Raw genomic sequence first — 17334 nt, 5'->3', positions numbered from 1 at the left:
TCATCTAGATAACCCACTCACCCGAGCAAACTCCACCAACCCACCGTCATGGCCAAGTCCCAACTTGTCCATGGCGGTGCGCTTTTGTCGGCTGATGGTTTTTTCACTGCGATTGAGCTGGGCCGCTATCTGTCTGCCCGACATCCCGCGCACGAACAACCTCACCACCTCCAACTCTCGCTCGGAAAGGCTCACCCGGCTGACGTCCGAGCCGGTGGTGGCCAAGGATTGCCCTTGTAGAAGATCGAGGAACGCCGGGCATGTATACCGCCGCCCTTGGGTAACACCGAGAATGGCCTGTCTCAGTTCCGTCAAAGGACTGCGTTTATCGAACAAGCCGTTCACGCCGGCATTGAGCAAGGCCTGCAACACGGACGGATTGCGCAGCATGGTGATCACGATCAGGGGGCAGGCGCGGTAGTGGCGTTTTAAATAACCCATCAGGGCCAGGCCGTCCGGGAACTGCCCATCGGGCATCGAATAGTCGCTGATCACCAGGTCGCAGGGGGTGCGCTCCAAGTATTGGAGCAGTTCATCGGCATTGCGAGCCTTGGCAACTACTGAAAAACCAGCCCCCGCCAGGACCATTTCGATGCCCGTCAGCACGACGGGGTGATCGTCGGCAAGGATGATGCGTATGGGGTTATCCGGAGGGGGCCTGTGCGACACTTGCGTATCGTCACAGGCACTGAGGCCGAAAATATCGCAGTGTGCAGGCGTGTGGTTCAGATTCATTGCTGCCTCTACAAGGTCCAAGCACATCCCGACCGTTGTAGAGATGCCATCGGAGCGCTTAGATCAAGCCGCGTTCGCGCGCGATTTTCCCCGCGAGATGCCGCGAACCGACGCCGAATTTTCGGCGGATGTTATTGAAGTGATAATTGACGTTGGCTTCGCTGCAATCAACGATCATGGAAATCTCCCAGGAAGATTTGCCGGCCTCGCTCCATAGCAGGAATTCCTTTTCACGTTTGGTGAGTCGAATCGCTTGGGGTTGGTTGCTCTCCGTAGAGGGGGAATGGTCTTGATATGGCGACGAGTGTCCAGAAATCGCGGTGCTGTGGTACATGACTGAAACTCCCATTCATCATCAGTGATGGCGTGGGGACGGCAGAATCTTCCTACTTCCCGATGGCATGGTTCGCACGACCCGTCTTCAGCCCCTGAGCCAGGGCTGGAGGCACGGTTTCGTTTATAGCCCGATTCAAACCAGATGAAACCTGTCAGACATTACAGGTGGTGGACTCTAATGAGGAATGATCGAAAAGGATGTCAGCCGAAGCGTTTGATGTTGTGGGATTTATTCCCCTTCGGCGGCGGGTACCGCTTGTCCTGATGGGCAAAAGTCAGGAGCGCGCGAGGTCGGGGTGGGCTATGACGCGAATGTATCCTCCATTTAAATTTGCATTCCACCAACCCCGGGTATATACACGCACCATGCTTCCTTCCCAATGTCTGTGCATCAACCTGCGTCGTGCCGCCCGTGGCGTCAGCAGGTACTACGACGGCGCCCTCGACGGCTTCGGGATCAACGTTGCCCAGTATTCTTTGCTGAACAACCTGGCGCGCCTGGACCAGCCGAGCATCTCATCCCTGGCCGAGGCCATGGGGTTGGACCGCAGCACCCTCGGGCGCAACCTGCGAGTGCTGGAAGGCGAGGGGCTGGTGAAGCTGGCTGAGGGCGACGATTTGCGTAATCGCATCGTCGTGCTCACCGAGGCGGGGCATGCCAGGTTGGCGGCGGCGTTGCCGGCCTGGGAAGCGGCGCAACAGAAACTGATCGATAAGCTCGGTGCTGAAAAGCGCGCGACCTTGCTGGCCTTGCTGGATGAACTGGCGTGACGCCGGTTCTTCCGATGATAAGTGGGTATATACCCGCGACCGGAGAATAAGCATGACATCGATGTGGCGTACCTGTGGTTGGGTCCTGGTGGGCAGCGCGCTGATCCTGGCGTTGTCCCTGGGTGTGCGGCATGGCTTCGGCCTGTTCCTGGCGCCCATGAGTGCCGAGTTCGGCTGGGGCCGTGAGGTGTTCGCCTTCGCCATTGCCTTGCAGAATCTGATCTGGGGCCTGGCGCAGCCTTTCACCGGCGCCTTGGCCGACCGCTTCGGTGCGGCGAAAGTGGTGCTCATCGGCGGGGTTCTTTATGCCGTCGGCTTGGTATTCATGGGCATGGCCGACTCGCCATGGTCCTTGTCGTTGAGTGCGGGGCTGTTGATTGGCATCGGCCTGTCGGGCACGTCTTTCTCGGTGATCCTGGGCGTGGTCGGACGGGCCGTGCCGCCGGAAAAACGCAGCATGGGCATGGGCATCGCCAGTGCTGCCGGTTCCTTTGGCCAGTTCGCCATGTTGCCGGGTACGTTGGGGCTGATCGGCTGGCTCGGTTGGTCGGCGGCGCTGCTGGCGCTGGGGTTGCTGGTGGCGTTGATCGTGCCGCTGGTGAGCATGCTCAAGGACGCGCCGTTGCCGGTGGCCGGCCATGAACAAACCCTGGCCGAAGCCTTGCGCGAAGCGTGCAGCCATTCCGGGTTCTGGTTGCTGGCGGTGGGCTTTTTTGTCTGCGGTTTCCAGGTGGTGTTCATCGGCGTGCATCTGCCGGCGTACCTGGTGGACCAGCACCTGCCCGCCAGCGTCGGCACCACTGTGTTGGCCCTGGTCGGTTTGTTCAATATTTTCGGCACCTATACCGCCGGCTGGCTGGGCGGGCGCATGTCCAAGCCGCGCCTGCTGACCGGGTTGTACCTGATGCGGGCGGTGGTGATCGGTTTGTTCCTGTGGCTGCCGGTGACCACCACCACGGCGTACCTGTTCGGCATGGCGATGGGCTTTCTGTGGCTGTCGACGGTGCCGTTGACCAATGGCACGGTGGCGACGTTGTTTGGTGTACGAAATCTCTCGATGTTGGGTGGGATCGTGTTCCTGTTCCACCAGTTGGGCTCGTTCCTCGGTGGTTGGCTGGGCGGGGTGGTGTACGACCGCACCGGCAGCTACGACTTGATCTGGCAGGTGTCGATCCTGCTCAGCCTGTTGGCGGCGGCGTTGAACTGGCCGGTGCGTGAGCGGCCGGTGGCGCGCTTGCAAGTCCAGGTCGGTGCGGCATGAGTCGCGTCGGCCCGTGGTTGATCGCTGTCGGTGCCGGCCTGCTGCTGGCGTTTGCCTGGTGGGGTTGGCATCAGGGCGGCTTGGCGTTGATGCAACTGGGCATGGGCACGTGCTGAACAATGGACGGCATCGGACGCGGCGAGTAACGTCGTGGGTCTGACACGTTTTTAAGGATATACCGACATGTTGATGCGCTGGTTTGCTGTCCCCGCCCTGTTGCTGGCTGTGACCGGGCAAGTCTGGGCCGCCGACTGCCCGCCGTTGCTGGAGGGTTCGTTGCCCAAGCTGCGGGCCAAGGAAACCGTCGACTTATGCCAGCGCTTCGCCGGCAAGCCCCTGGTGGTGGTCAACACTGCCAGCTTCTGTGGGTTCGCCCCGCAATTCAAAGGCCTTGAGGCGCTCAACCAGCGCTACAAGGACCAAGGCTTGCAAGTGCTGGGCGTGCCGTCCAATGATTTCAAGCAGGAAGCCAAGGACGGGGCTGAAACCGCCAAGGTCTGCTACGTCAACTACGGCGTGACTTTCACCATGACCGAACCACAGCCGGTGCGCGGCGCCGATGCGATACCGCTGTTCAAGCACTTGGCTGAACAATCCGCCGCGCCGAAGTGGAATTTCTACAAGTACGTGGTGGACCGCCAGGGTAAAGTCGTTGGCAGTTTTTCCAGTCGGATCAAGCCTGACGATCCGGATTTCATCAAGGCTGTGGAGACGGCCATCGCCTCAAAACCCTGATTGCCCGACACGAAAAAGCCCCGTTTCTTTGCAGAGAACGGGGCTTTTTTCGCTTCAGGTGGCGAGGGGTTCAGGTTCGCCGTGAAACATTAGAAGCGGTAGGTTGCACCCACACCGAAACCGTTGGCGCTGTTTTCGTATTTGGCGCTGTAGGACTGGCCGAGGGCGTTGCTGCCGCTGACGTTGACTTTTTCTTCCTTGAGGTAGGAATAAGCGACGTCGATGGTCAGGTCATCGGTCGGGCTCCAACCGGCGCCCAGGCTGAAGATGGTCCGGTCGCCGGTCGGGATGCGTGGCGAACGATCGGTGTTGTTGGTCGGCGCCTGGTCGAAGGTCAGGCCGGTACGCAGTACCCACTGCTTGTTCAACTGGTAGGAGGTCCCGATGGCGTAGGCCCAGGTGTCGTGCCAGTTTTGTTCTTCGGTGATGGTGCCGAGGGCTGGGTTCAGTAAACCACCGCCAGTGCTGGTGCCTTCGTTTTCCACCGTGATTTCTTTCAGGCGGCTCCAGCGAGTCCAGGTGCTGCCGGCGTAGACGGTCCAGGCATCATTGATTTGCTGGGTGACCGAAAAGTCCACCGACTCAGGCGTGGTGATGTCCAGCGAAGCGTCGTAGCGACCATCGGTGAGCAGGGGGGGCGGTGTACCGGCGCCCGGGCTCACTTCAGTGTGGCCTTCAAGCTTGTACTTGACCTTGGAGTGATAGGTCAGGCCAACACGCGTGGTGTCCGTTGCCTGGACCAGTACGCCAATGTTGTAGCCGTAGCCGATATCGTCACCCTTGATCTCCACGCCGGCCTCAGGCAAGCCTGGCACGCCGAGCTGCGATTCCAGGGAGCCGGAAATACGGTTGATGGTCGGGCCGAAACCGATCGATACCTTGTCGTTGAAGGCATAGCTGACGGTTGGCTGGAACGTGACGACTTTGACTTCGCTCTTGCTGCCGAAACTCCGGCCCTGGAAACCATTTTCGTAGTCGGTGATCAAGCCGAACGGTGCGTAGACACCCAGGCCGAACGCCCATTGATCATCGATAGGCTTGACGTAGTAACCCATCGGAACGCCAGTGAGCGGAACCATGTCGCCCTTGTTGGTACCGGACTGGGTGCCGCTGGCATCGTCGATGTCGGTCGAGGCATCGATGGCGGCGAAACCACCGGTGACTTGCTGGCGCTTGAGGCGCGACATGCCGGCAGGGTTGCCGAACACGGTGCTGGCGTCATCGGCAGAGGAGGAACGACCTGCGAAACCAGTGCCCATGCCACTGATGCTTTGTTCGTTCAAGGCAAAGCCACTGGCGAAAAGTTGCGTGGATGCCAAGGTAACGGCAAGGCCAAGTGTGGTTTTGAGCATCATTTTTTTCATTGTTAGAACTCCTGGTGATCACCGGGGCGAAAATTACCAACATTTTCGTTCAAGCGCTATAGCCTGGATGGCTTGATTTAGAGCGGTTTTGTAGGACAATCCGACCAGATTCGCGACCGTTGTAGGAACTTTCCAAATTTCCCGTCAGCAAGCGACCTGATTCAGCGGTGAAACACAGCTTCGCCAAGCGCAGGTGAAATCTCGCAGGCGCCCTTGGGGATGAAAAGTCTGGCGCCAGATGCGGGCCATGCCCAGCAGGTCATCGGCGTCGGGAAGCGCGGTGTTCTGTTCCTCCACCAACAGCCAGGCGATGGCGGTGGCGTAGCGCAGGTTGACGGTCAATTCCAGGTGCGGGCCGCTGAGAAAGGCGTGCTGGCTGGCCAGGCCGCGCACCAGGCTGGCCCGTTCCGGATCCCGCGCCAGGTAATGGTCCCAAAGTGCCTGGTGTCGGGGCTCTGTGATGCGATACAAGCCATGTCCGCGGCGATCATGCAGGGCTGAACCCAGGGCGGATTGGCTGGCGGCAATGCCCAGCAACAAGGATTCCGCGGTTGCGCTGTGACACTCCAGGTAGAGGAGCGTCGGGCGGATCACATATCGACACAGTTCGCTGGCAGCGATACCCATAAAACCCTCGAAGTGTGAAAGGGGCGGTGCCTGGAGAGTGTGGGCTTGGCAGCAGTGGATCGGTCCAGGCCCCGCCAGAAGCGGATCATGCCGCTTGACTTGAAGTGTAGTGTCATATTCCCGCTGTAAAGGACTGTTTTTAAAACATCTTCGGCGAACGGTTATAACTGTTATATCCCTTGGTGCTTACGCCGTTTCGCTTTATCGAGAAATTCCGGGCAATGAAAAGCCCCGCTTTATGGGCGGGGCCTTGGGGGTTTCAGCCTTGCTGGCGTCTCAGGCAACCAGTGCCTGACGGGTACGCTCGATCACGGCCTGCAGCGGTTCGGCGCTGGAGTACTGGTCGGGGTACAGGCGTTCGCTGTGACGGGCGATGCCGTGTTCGTTGACCAGCGTGAAGCTGAAGCAGCCTTTGCGAGCGGCCATGATCAGGCAGTTCATTGGAGCAAAAGCGTTGGTTAGGGTGCGGATGGCATCCTGTGTCTGGATTTGAGTAGACATGTTATGGGTGTTCCTACAAATGACACGGTTAAGAACCGTGCAACGTTAAAACGTTCCAGTAACGTCGACCACCATTGGTCGAACGAAGAACCCGACTGGAACAAAGCAGCCAGTTTGAGCGCTATATAAAGTGCGCGCTTGGGCTGGCAGGTAGGTACTTAGGAGGGCAGGCAACACATCGAGGGCAAAGGTTCTGGGCCCGGGGTGAAGATCCTGATCAATTTTGCAGGTTGGTTCGGTCAGAGTAATGAGCCTGGCAACACCCTTCGCATTCGATCGAAGGCTGTGTTGGCGCAAGGTTTACCTGGAAACCATCGAGGGGGTCGGTCTCCTTTTTTCGGCGAGCGTCCTTTGGAGGATGGCTGACCGCGGAGATGTGTTGACCCGGAATTGACTTTCAGCTTGGTACTAACGCCGCGGATACTAACGGATCGATCCCATGAAGGGAAGAGGATGGTTAAAAAATATTCAAATTAGCCCTGGCAGCAAGTCGGGCATGGCCTGTGGCGAGGGAGCTTGCTCCCGCTGGGCTGCGCAGCAGCCCCAAAAGAAAGGGCCGCTGCGTGCTGGAGCGCCAGCCCGGCCCAGCGGGAGCAAGCTCCCTCGCCACGGTTTGGTTTTCGAAGGACGAAGGAGTAGCACAGGATCCCAACGATTGCTGGTGTGGTCAGGTTACCCACGCGTCGCCCATGGCCTCAGGTTATCCCCAGCTTCATACCGCCAGATGCGCCAAAAAATCGCAGCGTTATAACCCGTTCAGCTGTTACTTGTGCACACTCGCCGCACCACCTGTCACCTTACTGTCATGTCGAAACAATCCGGGGTGGGTGCCTGTATCCAAAATTTAAGTCAATGAAAAACATCGCTTTTTTTTACTGGTGAAAAAATCGTCAGTTTAAGCGCAGGCCCCGTTCCACAGGGCTTTGCGCGAGTTCAGGGTGGGTTGTCCACTGAGTTATCCACAGCTTCTGTGGATTGTCCCAAGCGCTTGCTCTAGCACGGGCGTGCCGGTTTTTTTTCGGCTTTACCCGTACGAAAAAAGGAGTAAAGTGGCGCGCCTTCCGATCTGTCCCACAGTGTTTTATGAAGTTTCGCTCAGTATCAAATCCTGTTACTTCAGCACCCTCTGGTGTTACCCCACCCAAGCGTATGTCGATGCGGGTGGCTGAGTGGCTGCTCGACAGCCCGCGGCTCGGGGACAGCCCCAGCGTCAAGCACTTGGCCGGTCGTTTGCTCAAGCAACCGGCCCGTGAAGGCGTGGTGGCTGCGCAAAGTCGCCTCGGGCAGTTGATGTGCCGTGAATGCGGCAACGCTCGGGATCGACGCATCGGTCACGACCTGCTGCGCCAGGCCGCCCGGGCCGGCGATGATCGTGCCCGCCGGGCCCTCGGTGAAATCGAAGACTGAAATCGCAGACTGCGCTGGGCAACCCCCAGCCGCTTGGTTAACCTTCGGGCTTTATTTGATCGGCAGGAATTGTCATGGCTATGGATTTGACCAGCCTGTTGTTTGGCCTGGCAGGCGCCGCGGTGCCGTTGCTGGCACTGGCCTGGCACCTGCAACGCCAAGCCGCCACTGCCCAGACCGAATTGGCTCTGCTGGAAGAGCGCCTGGCCACGGCCCACATGGCCCACGATGGCCTCAACGCCCAGCTCGATGCCTGCCGCGACGAGATCAGCGACCTGAGCCAGGCCAACGCCGCCAAGCAAGCCGAGCTTGCCGCGGCCTGTCGCGAAGTCGATTTGCTGCAGATCGAGCGCGACAATGCCCGGGATGCGGCCCACGCCTGGAACCTTGAACGCGCCAACAAGGAAGCCGAGCTGCGCCGGCTCGATGCCCAGGCGGCGTCGTTGCAGGCCGAACTGCGCGAGCAGCAGGAAAGCCATCAGCAACGCCTGGATGACCTGCAAGGTTCGCGAGATGAGCTGCGGGCACAGTTCGCCGAGCTTGCTGGAAAGATCTTCGATGAGCGTGAGCAACGCTTCGCCGAAACCAGCCAGCAACGCCTGGGCCAGTTGCTCGATCCGCTGAAAGAGCGCATCCAGTCCTTCGAAAAACGCGTTGAAGAAAGTTATCAGGCCGAGGCCCGGGAGCGTTTCTCCCTGGGCAAGGAACTGGAGCGCCTGCAACAACTGAACCTGCGCCTGAGCGACGAGGCCACCAACCTCACCCGCGCGCTCAAGGGCCAGAAAACCCAGGGCAACTGGGGCGAACTGATCCTGGAGCGGGTGCTTGAACATGCCGGCCTGGAGAAGGGCCGCGAGTACCAGACCCAGGTCAGCCTCAAGGGCCCGGACGGCGAGCGTTTCCAGCCGGACGTGTTGATTTACCTGCCGGGCGACAAGCAAGTGGTGGTCGATTCCAAAGTCAGCCTCACCGCCTACCAGCAGTACGTGGCGGCTGAAGATGATGCCATCGGCCAACTCGCCCTCAAACAACATGTGCTGTCGTTGCGAACTCACGTCAAAGGCTTGGCCGGCAAGGATTACAAGCGCTTGGACGGTTTGCACAGCCTGGATTTCGTGTTGCTGTTCGTGCCGATCGAGGCGGCGTTCTCCGCCGCCTTGCAAGCCGAGCCGAACCTGTTCCAGGAAGCCTTCGACCGCAACATCGTGATCGTCAGCCCGACCACGCTGCTGGCGACACTACGGGTGATCGACAGCTTGTGGAAGCAGGAACGCCAGAGCCAGAACGCCCGGGAAATCGCCGAGCGGGCCGGGTGGCTGTATGACAAATTCGTTTTGTTTATCCAGGATCTGGACGAGATCGGCAGTCGCTTGCAGCAGTTGGACAAAGCCTACAGCGCAGCGCGCAACAAACTGACGGAAGGGCGCGGCAACCTGATCAGCCGCAGCGAACAACTCAAGCTGCTCGGCGCCCGGGCCAGCAAGAGCTTGCCCAGCGAACTGCTCGAACGGGCGATGACCGATGCGGATGGGCTGCCGGAGTTGCCGGAAGAAGCCAGCGAGAAAACCCAGGGCTGAAGTGAACCCAAAGCTGAAGCCGCCTTCGGGCTGAATCAGATCTCAAGGCAAAAACAGCACCCTGTGGCGAGGGAGCTTGCTCCCGCTGGGCTGCGCAGCGGCCCTCTTTTTGTGAGTGCTGCGCACTCAAGCGGGAGCAAGCTCCCTCGCCACAGGAGCTATCATTTGCCGAAGTTACAACGGCAAATGCCGACTCAACAACGCCCGCAACGCCGCCGGCTTCACCGGCTTGGCCAGGTAATCCAGGCCCGCCGCATGCACCAGTGCCACCGTCTCGGGCCGACCATCGGCGCTGATCACCACGCCCGGCACCGGCTCTCCCATGCGCGTGCGCAACCAGGCCATCAGTTCGGTACCGGTCTCGCCGTCGTCCAGATGAAAGTCCACCAGCGCCAGTTGCGGTCGGCCGCCCTGGGCCAGCCAACGCTCGCATTCCTCGCGGTTGCGCGCCGTCCACACCTGGCAACCCCAGCGCGTCAGCAGGCTGTTCATGCCGATCAGGATGCTGTCTTCGTTATCGACGCACAGCACCTGCGCGCCGCTTGGCAAATGACCGTTGGGCTCGGTCACGGCGCTCGGTGCGACGGCTTGTGTCTGGGCCAAGGGAACGCTGACGCTGAATACGCTGCCACGCCCAGGCCAGGAGCGCACCTGCAGGCTATGGCCCAGCACGCGACAGAGCCCGTCGGCGATGGCCAGGCCCAGCCCCAGGCCTTTTTCGGCGCGAGTCTGGTGGCTGTCCAGGCGCTTGAACTCTTCGAATATGACCTGCAGCTTGTCCTCGGCGATGCCCGGCCCGCGATCCCAGACCTCCAGGCACAACTCGCCGTTGCGCCGGCGCACGCCCAGCAGCACTGGGCCCTTGGCGTAGCGGAATGCATTGGTCAGGAAGTTCTGCAAAATACGTCGCAGCAGCTTGATATCGCTGTCCACGCGCAGGGATGAGCCGCGAACCCGGAACTTCAAGCCTTGTTCCTGGGCCAGCGCCGTGAACTCTGCACCGAGGGTATCGAACAGATCGTTGAGGGCGAAGGGCTTGCGGTCGGGGTTGATCTTGCCGTTTTCCAGGCGGGAGATATCCAGCAGGTCGGTGATCAGGTCTTCCGCCGAGCGCAGCGAACTGTCCAGGTGGTGCACCAGTTGCCGGGCCTCGCTCGGCAACGCGTCGTGCTGATGGGACAGCGCGGCGGAGAACAAGCGCGCGGCGTTGAGCGGTTGCATCAAGTCGTGGCTGACCGCGGCCAGGAACCGGGTCTTGGATTGATAAGCCGCTTCGGCGGTGCTCTTGGCGTCGGTCAGGGCCAGGTTCAGTTGGGACAATTCCCGCGTGCGTTCGGCCACCCGCTGCTCCAGCCCTTCGTTGGCTTCCGTCAACGCCTGGGCAGCTTCACGGAAGGCGGTGATGTCGGTGAAGCTCATGACGAAACCGCCACCGGGCATCGGGTTGCCGATCAGCTCGATGACCCGGCCGTTGGGGAACAGTCGCTCGGAGGTATGGGCGCGGCCCTGGCGCATCCAGTGCAGGCGCCTGGCGACGTGGACTTCCGCCTCGCCCGGCCCACAGAGGCCCCGTTCGGCGTTGTAGCGGATGATGTCGGCAATGGGCCGGCCGACACTGATCAAGCCATCCGGGTAGTTGAACAGTTCCAGGTAGCGACGATTCCACGCCACCAGCCTGAGGGACTGGTCGACCACGCTGATGCCCTGGCTGATGTTTTCGATGGCGCCTTGCAGCAGGGCGCGGTTGAACTGCAGCACTTCCGACGCTTCGTCCGCGATCCGGACCACGTCTTCAAGCTGCATTTCCCGACCTTCAATAGCGGCTTTTACCACGGCGCGCGTCGAAGAGGCGCCGAGTACACCGGCCAGCAGGCGTTCGGTGTGGGCGATCCATTCGCTGTCGGCGTTCTGGTTCGGGTTGAAGCCTTTGCCTTGGCGGTAGGCAAAGCGGATGAAACTCTGCCGCGCCCGTTCTTCACCGACGAAACGCGCGGCCAGTTGCAACAGGTCTTCGATGTGCACCGCCAGCATCGAGCGGGGGTTGGGACGGGCGCTGATTTCCTGGCCGATGAAGCGTCCGGCCTGCCAGTGCTCCGAGACGCGCGTACGCGACAGCACGGACACCCAGGCAAACAGCGTGAAGTTGCCGGCCAGGGACAGGACCACCCCTTGGGTCAGCGGGGTAATCGGCAGGTTCAGCGGATTGCCGTGCAACCAGGCCAGGCCCGGGAAGGTGCTGAGCGACCAGCCGAGGCTGTGGGCGGCGATCGGCAACACCAAGGTGTAGAACCATAGGAAGATCCCCGTGGCGAGGCCGGCGAATACGCCGCGGCGGTTGGCCTGTTTCCAGTACAGCGCGCCGAGCATGGCTGGGGCCAGTTGGGTCACGGCGGCGAAGGCGATCTGGCCGATGGTCGCCAGGCTCGCCGTCGAACCCAGCAGACGGTAACTGACGTAGGCCAGCAACAGGATCACCACGATGCTCACCCGGCGCACCGAGAGCATCCACTGGCGGAACACCTCGAAAGGGCGTTCGGCGGCGTTGCGGCGCAGCAGCCACGGCAACAACATGTCGTTGGAAACCATGGTCGACAGCGCCACGCTGGCGACGATCACCATGCCGGTGGCCGCCGAGGCGCCGCCGATGAACGCCAGCACGGCCAGGGCCGGGTGGGCCTGGGCCAGCGGCAGGCTGATGACGAACGAGTCCGGCAGCACCGAGCTGGGCAGCATCATTTGCCCGGCGAGGGCGATGGGCACCACGAACAGCGCGGCCAGGGCCAGGTAGGCGGGGAACACCCATTTGGCCAGGCGCAGGTCCTGAGGCTCGATGTTTTCCACCACGGTCACGTGGAACTGCCGCGGCAAGCAGATGATCGCCATCATCGCCACCCCGGTCTGCACCACCATGGACGGCCAGTTGATGGTTTCTTTCCAGTATTGCTCCAGGCGTGGGGCGAGCATCGCCTGGTTGAACAGGTCGTCGAAACCGTCATACAGGCCGTACGTGACGAACGCACCGACGGCCAGGAAGGCGAACAGCTTGACCAGGGATTCGAAGGCGATCGCCAACACCATGCCGCGGTGGTGTTCGGTGGCGTCCAGGTTGCGGGTACCGAACACGATGGTGAACAGCGCCAGGATCAGCGAGACGATCAGCGCGGTGTCCTGGGCGCGGGTGCCCATGGCATCGGCGCCGGCGCCGATCAACAGGTTCACTCCGAGCACGATGCCCTTGAGTTGCAAGGCAATGTACGGCAGCACGCCGACCAGGCAGATCAACGCGACCACCACCGCCAGGGATTGGGATTTGCCGTAGCGGGCGGCGATGAAGTCGGCGATGGAGGTGATGTTCTCCTGCTTGCTGATCATCACCATTTTCTGCAGCACCCACGGCGCGAACACCAACAGCAGGATCGGCCCGAGGTAGATCGGCAGGAATGACCAGAGCTGTTCGGCGGCCTGGCCCACGGCGCCAAAGAACGTCCAACTGGTGCAATAGACCGCCAGCGACAGGCTGTAGACCCAGGCCCGCACCCGTGGCGGCAGCGGCGTGCTGCGCCGGTCGCCGTAGAAGGCGATGGCGAACATGATGGCCATATAGGCCAGGGCGACAACGGCGATCAGCCCGCTGGACAACGACATGGAAACTCCCCGACAAAGACACCGGGGCTTGAGCCCGGCAGGACAGTCTCGCATGCCCGCTCGGGTTCGTCAGTGTCGACCAAGGTCGAGGCGTGGTGGGGTGTCGCAGGTGGGGAGAATCTTGGGTTATGCAGGGGTTTTGCTGGCCTCATCGCGAGCAGGCTCGCTCCCACATTGGATCTGTGGTGGATACAAATCTTATGTCCACTGGAGAACCCATGTGGGAGCGAGCCTGCTCGCGAAAGCGCTGGGTCAGCTTGCATCGATGTTGAATGTGCCACCGCCTTCGCGAGCAAGCTCGCTCCCACAGGGTTTTGTGGTGAACGCAGATATTGCTGACACCGCAAGCCCACTGTGGGAGCGGGCTTGCTCGCGAAGGCGGTGTACCTGTCACTGGGATGCTGGATGTACCGCCGCCATCGCGAGCAAGCTCGGCTCCCACAGGGTTTTGTGGTGAGCGCAGATATGGCTGACACCACAAGTCCACTGTGGGAACTTGCTCGCGATGGCGACCTTACTGACCCAACGCAATATCCACCAGCCGATACAACTCCCCAACCTCCAGCGGCGCGTTAGCAAAGAGAATGCGGAACACCGTCGGCGCCACCACCACATTGATCAGCCGCTCGACTGCGTCAGTCGGTGAAACCAGTCAGCGATGGCGTTCGGCCTTGAAACCCTGCATGCGGGTGCCGCTGGCGGTAGGTTAGTCTTGGCACCTCAATCTTTTTACGGACGGATCCCTTGAAAATCATTCGCAGCAAGTCCTTCACCGGTGACCGTGCCTGGGCGGCGCTGGACATCGCCAACATGAACGGCATCACCACGCGCCTGCACTGGACCGACCAGCCGTACAAATGGCACATCAACGACGGTCAGGAAGTCTTTGTGGTGCTCGATGGGCAAGTGCGGATGTGCTATCGCGAAGAGGGTGTCGAAAAGGCGACCCTGCTGGACGTTGGGGACATTTTCTACGCCTCGGTGGGCACCGAACATGTCGCCAAGCCTCTGGGCGAAGCGAGAATCCTGGTGATCGAAACCGAGGGCAGCGTCTGATGCTTATCTGTAAAACAGATTACATATAGAGAAATTACCCGTTATATAGATATTCGAACCCGCTCTAGCATGGCTCCACCTCATCCGAGGACAGGAGTTCACCATGACATGCTGTGCCGCGAAAAACCGCTTGCGCCCGTTGAGCCATTTGCCCAGGCCATTGGAAGCCATTCGCCAATTCACACCTAACTGGTTCGCCGTGACCATGGGCACCGGTGTGCTGGCGCTGGCCCTGGCGCAATGGCCGGCGCAGATGCCGGGCCTGCGCGCCTTGGGCGAAGGGTTGTGGTTGTTCAACACGCTGTTGTTCGTGGTGTTCGCCCTCATGTACACGGCCCGTTGGGTGTTGTTCTTCGACGAAGCACGACGGATTTTCGGCCATTCGACGGTCTCGATGTTTTTCGGCACCATTCCCATGGGGCTGGCGACCCTCATCAATGGCTGTCTGGTCTTTGGGCTGCCGCGCTGGGGGGAGGGCGTGGTGGCGGTGGCCGAGGCGTTATGGTGGATAGACGTGGCCATGTCGCTGACCTGTGGCGTGCTGATCCCTTTCTTGATGTTCACTCGCCAGGAACACCGGATCGACCAGATGACCGCCGTGTGGTTGTTGCCGGTGGTGGCCGCCGAAGTCGCGGCGGCCAGCGGCGGGCTGTTGGCGCCGCATCTGGCCGACGCTCATGCACAACTGGTCATGCTGGTGACCAGCTACGTGCTCTGGGCCTTTTCCCTGCCGGTGGCGTTCAGCATCCTGACGATTCTGCTGTTGCGCATGGCCCTGCACAAACTGCCTCACGGGAACATGGCCGCCTCGAGCTGGCTGGCCCTCGGCCCGATTGGCACCGGTGCCCTGGGCATGTTGCTGCTGGGCAACGATGCCCCGCTGATTTTTGCCGCCAATGGCCTGCCCGGCGTGGGCGACATCGCCGCCGGCTTGGGCCTGGTGGCCGGCATCACGCTGTGGGGCCTGGGGTTGTGGTGGATGTTGATGGCGCTGCTGATCACCGCGCGCTATTTGCGCGAAGGCATTCCCTTCAACCTGGGCTGGTGGGGCTTTACCTTTCCCCTGGGCGTGTACGCGCTGACGACGCTGAAGCTTTCCGAGCTGCTGGGCCTGGGTTTCTTCGGCGTGTTCGGTGCTGTGCTGGTGGCCTTGCTGGTGGTGATGTGGCTGATCGTTGGGCGGCGTACGGTGCTGGGCGCCTGGCACGGTGAGCTGTTTGTGTCGCCCTGCATTGCAGGGCTGGCGAAATAATCGCTAAAGACAGGTAATGTGTGGCCTGGATCGAAAAACGTTCATTCCAATAAGCGTCCACGCCACTCAGGAACATGGAAGATGAGTCACCCTTCGCAGTTCACCTTGCTTCGCACGCGGCGTTTTCTGCCGTTCTTCATCACGCAGTCCTTGGGCGCGTTCAACGACAACATTTTCAAGCAGTCGCTGATCCTCGCCATCCTCTACAAATTGACCATCGAAGGCGACCGCTCGATCTGGGTCAACCTCTGCGCGCTGCTGTTCATCCTGCCATTCTTTCTGTTCTCGGCATTAGCGGGGCAGTTCGGGGAAAAATTCGCCAAGGACGCGTTGATTCGCCTGATCAAGCTTGGCGAAATCGCCATTATGGCGGTGGGCGCGGTGGGTTTCCTGTTCGATCACTTGTGGCTGATGCTGCTGGCGCTGTTCGCCATGGGCACGCATTCGGCGCTGTTCGGTCCGGTGAAGTATTCGATCTTGCCGCAGGCCTTGCGTGAAGATGAGTTGGTCGGCGGCAACGGCTTGGTGGAGATGGGGACGTTCCTGGCGATCCTGGCCGGCACCATCGGCGCCGGGATCATGATGTCCTCGGCGCATTACGCCCCGGTGGTGGCTACCGCGATCATCGGCATCGCCGTGCTCGGTTACCTGGCCAGTCGCAGCATTCCGCGCGCGGCGGCGGCCTCGCCGCAAATGCGTCTGAACTGGAACATCTTCAGCCAATCCTGGGCCACCCTGAAATTGGGGTTGGGGCAAACCCCGGCGGTGTCTCGGTCGATTGTCGGCAACTCCTGGTTCTGGTTTGTCGGGGCGATTTACCTGACGCAGATTCCCGCTTATGCCAAGGAGTGGATGCACGGCGACGAGACCGTGGTGACCTTGATCCTCACAGTGTTCTCGGTGGGGATCGCGTTGGGTTCGATGCTGTGTGAAAAGCTTTCCGGGCGCAAAGTCGAGATCGGCCTGGTGCCGTTCGGTTCGTTCGGTTTGACTGTGTTTGGCCTGCTGTTGTGGTGGCATTCCGGTGGGATTCCCGCCAGCGTCGAGGGCCACGGTTGGCTTGAAGTGCTCGGTTTCGGCCATGCCTGGCTGGTGTTGATCGACATCCTCGGATTGGGCGTCTTTGGCGGTTTCTACATCGTGCCGCTGTATGCGCTGATCCAGTCGCGCACCGTGGAGAACGAGCGGGCGCGGGTGATTGCCGCCAACAATATTCTCAACGCGTTGTTCATGGTGGTCTCGGCGATTGTCTCCATCGTGTTGCTGAGCCTGGCCAAGCTGTCGATCCCGCAGCTGTTCCTGGTGGTGTCGTTGCTCAACATCGGCGTCAACGCCTACATCTTCAAGATCGTCCCCGAGTTCAGCATGCGTTTCATGATCTGGCTGCTGAGCCATTCCATGTACCGCGTGGAGCATCGCAACCTGGAGGCGATACCGGATGAAGGCGCAGCGCTGCTGGTCTGCAATCACGTGTCCTTCGTCGATGCCTTGCTGATTGGCGGCGCGGTGCGTCGGCCGATTCGCTTCGTGATGTACTACAAGATCTACAACCTGCCGGTGCTGAATTTCATCTTCCGCACCGCCGGCACCATCCCGATTGCCGGGCGCCAGGAAGATATCCATATCTATGAAAAAGCCTTCAAGCGAATTGCCCAATACTTGAAGGACGGCGAGCTGGTGTGCATTTTCCCTGAAGGAAAACTGACCGCTGACGGAGAGATCAATGAGTTCAAGAGTGGACTGACGCGCATCCTCCAGGAAACCCCGGTGCCAGTGATTCCCTTGGCGCTGCAGGGGTTGTGGGGCAGTTTCTTCAGTCGCGACCCGGCCAAGGGGCTGTTTCGTCGGTTCTGGTCGCGGGTGACGTTGGTGGCGGGCTCGGCGGTTGCGGTGGAAGTGGCTGAGCCGGCGAAGTTGCAAGCGTTGGTGGGGGAGTTGCGTGGCACGGTCCGCTAGAACGAAAAACTGAAGGAGAAGACCTGTGGGAGCAAGGTGCTGTGGGAGCAAAGCTTGCTCGCGATGGCGTCCCTGAGATCGCTATCGCGGGCAAGCCTTGCTCCCACAGCT

The 17334-nt window shown here is 60.8% G+C and carries 14 protein-coding genes and 1 pseudogene; 8 read left to right on the top strand and 7 right to left on the bottom strand.

The window, feature by feature from the left end; genetic code table 11:
* Positions 1-735 carry a response regulator transcription factor gene (locus HU767_RS05755; protein ID WP_189674281.1) on the bottom strand — a complete coding sequence of 245 codons (735 nt, stop codon included), beginning with the start codon at positions 733-735 and terminating at the stop codon, positions 1-3.
* 58 nt (positions 736-793) lie between these two features.
* The gene (locus tag HU767_RS05750; protein WP_186728752.1) at positions 794-1069 is read right to left on the bottom strand and encodes a LuxR family transcriptional regulator; all 276 of its coding nucleotides are present in this window, start codon (positions 1067-1069) and stop codon (positions 794-796) included.
* A gap of 368 nt (positions 1070-1437) precedes the next feature.
* On the opposite strand from HU767_RS05750, the gene HU767_RS05745 reads away from it, so the two are divergent.
* The 3 genes from HU767_RS05745 (at position 1438) to HU767_RS05735 (ending at position 3838) form a co-directional block, all read left to right on the top strand.
* Positions 1438-1842 (top strand): MarR family winged helix-turn-helix transcriptional regulator, encoded by a 405-nt coding sequence (locus tag HU767_RS05745; RefSeq protein WP_186709897.1) that lies wholly within the window; start codon positions 1438-1440, stop codon positions 1840-1842.
* A gap of 52 nt (positions 1843-1894) precedes the next feature.
* Positions 1895-3103: an MFS transporter gene (locus HU767_RS05740; protein WP_186709895.1), complete on the top strand. Its 1209-nt coding sequence runs from the start codon at positions 1895-1897 to the stop codon at positions 3101-3103.
* Between the two features lie 183 nt (positions 3104-3286).
* The gene (locus tag HU767_RS05735; RefSeq protein ID WP_186709893.1) at positions 3287-3838 is read left to right on the top strand and encodes a glutathione peroxidase; all 552 of its coding nucleotides are present in this window, start codon (positions 3287-3289) and stop codon (positions 3836-3838) included.
* Between the two features lie 89 nt (positions 3839-3927).
* Here HU767_RS05735 and HU767_RS05730 read toward each other — a convergent pair whose 3' ends face one another.
* From HU767_RS05730 to HU767_RS05720, 3 genes are all read right to left on the bottom strand, one after another.
* Entirely contained in the window at positions 3928-5202 is a 1275-nt protein-coding gene (locus tag HU767_RS05730; RefSeq protein WP_186728750.1) for an outer membrane protein transport protein, read from the bottom strand.
* Between the two features lie 144 nt (positions 5203-5346).
* Positions 5347-5829, bottom strand: a complete 483-nt coding sequence (locus HU767_RS05725; protein WP_186728748.1) for a hypothetical protein — start codon at positions 5827-5829, stop codon at positions 5347-5349.
* Positions 5830-6105: 276 nt separating this feature from the next.
* Positions 6106-6330: a hypothetical protein gene (locus tag HU767_RS05720; protein ID WP_008051046.1), complete on the bottom strand. Its 225-nt coding sequence runs from the start codon at positions 6328-6330 to the stop codon at positions 6106-6108.
* 1083 nt (positions 6331-7413) lie between these two features.
* Between HU767_RS05720 and HU767_RS05715 the strand changes: the two genes are divergently transcribed.
* Positions 7414-7737 carry a sel1 repeat family protein gene (locus tag HU767_RS05715; protein ID WP_186728746.1) on the top strand — a complete coding sequence of 108 codons (324 nt, stop codon included), beginning with the start codon at positions 7414-7416 and terminating at the stop codon, positions 7735-7737.
* Positions 7738-7925: 188 nt separating this feature from the next.
* The gene (gene rmuC, locus HU767_RS05710; protein WP_186728854.1) at positions 7926-9314 is read left to right on the top strand and encodes a DNA recombination protein RmuC; all 1389 of its coding nucleotides are present in this window, start codon (positions 7926-7928) and stop codon (positions 9312-9314) included.
* 174 nt (positions 9315-9488) lie between these two features.
* Here rmuC and HU767_RS05705 read toward each other — a convergent pair whose 3' ends face one another.
* Positions 9489-12959: a PAS domain-containing hybrid sensor histidine kinase/response regulator gene (locus HU767_RS05705; RefSeq protein ID WP_186709884.1), complete on the bottom strand. Its 3471-nt coding sequence runs from the start codon at positions 12957-12959 to the stop codon at positions 9489-9491.
* A 514-nt stretch (positions 12960-13473) separates the two neighbouring features.
* Positions 13474-13593: pseudogene (locus tag HU767_RS28740) on the bottom strand (TetR family transcriptional regulator); the annotation flags it as partial.
* Positions 13594-13703: 110 nt separating this feature from the next.
* On the opposite strand from HU767_RS28740, the gene HU767_RS05700 reads away from it, so the two are divergent.
* The 3 genes from HU767_RS05700 to HU767_RS05690 all read left to right on the top strand — a co-directional run bounded on the left by HU767_RS05700 (position 13704) and on the right by HU767_RS05690 (position 17223).
* Positions 13704-14015, top strand: coding sequence for a cupin (locus tag HU767_RS05700; protein WP_186728744.1), 312 nt, complete (start codon positions 13704-13706; stop codon positions 14013-14015).
* Positions 14016-14118: 103 nt separating this feature from the next.
* A complete protein-coding gene (locus HU767_RS05695) occupies positions 14119-15267 on the top strand; it encodes a TDT family transporter (RefSeq protein WP_186728742.1) in 1149 nt (382 codons plus the stop codon).
* Between the two features lie 81 nt (positions 15268-15348).
* Complete coding sequence (locus HU767_RS05690) at positions 15349-17223, top strand: MFS transporter (RefSeq protein ID WP_186728740.1); 1875 nt, start codon at positions 15349-15351, stop codon at positions 17221-17223.
* Positions 17224-17334: the final 111 nt, after the last annotated feature.

The organism is Pseudomonas sp. SWRI179 (genome assembly GCF_014268705.1).
GTDB classification, from domain to species: domain Bacteria; phylum Pseudomonadota; class Gammaproteobacteria; order Pseudomonadales; family Pseudomonadaceae; genus Aquipseudomonas; species Aquipseudomonas zanjanensis.
This window is presented reverse-complemented; position numbering and strand designations above follow the sequence as displayed.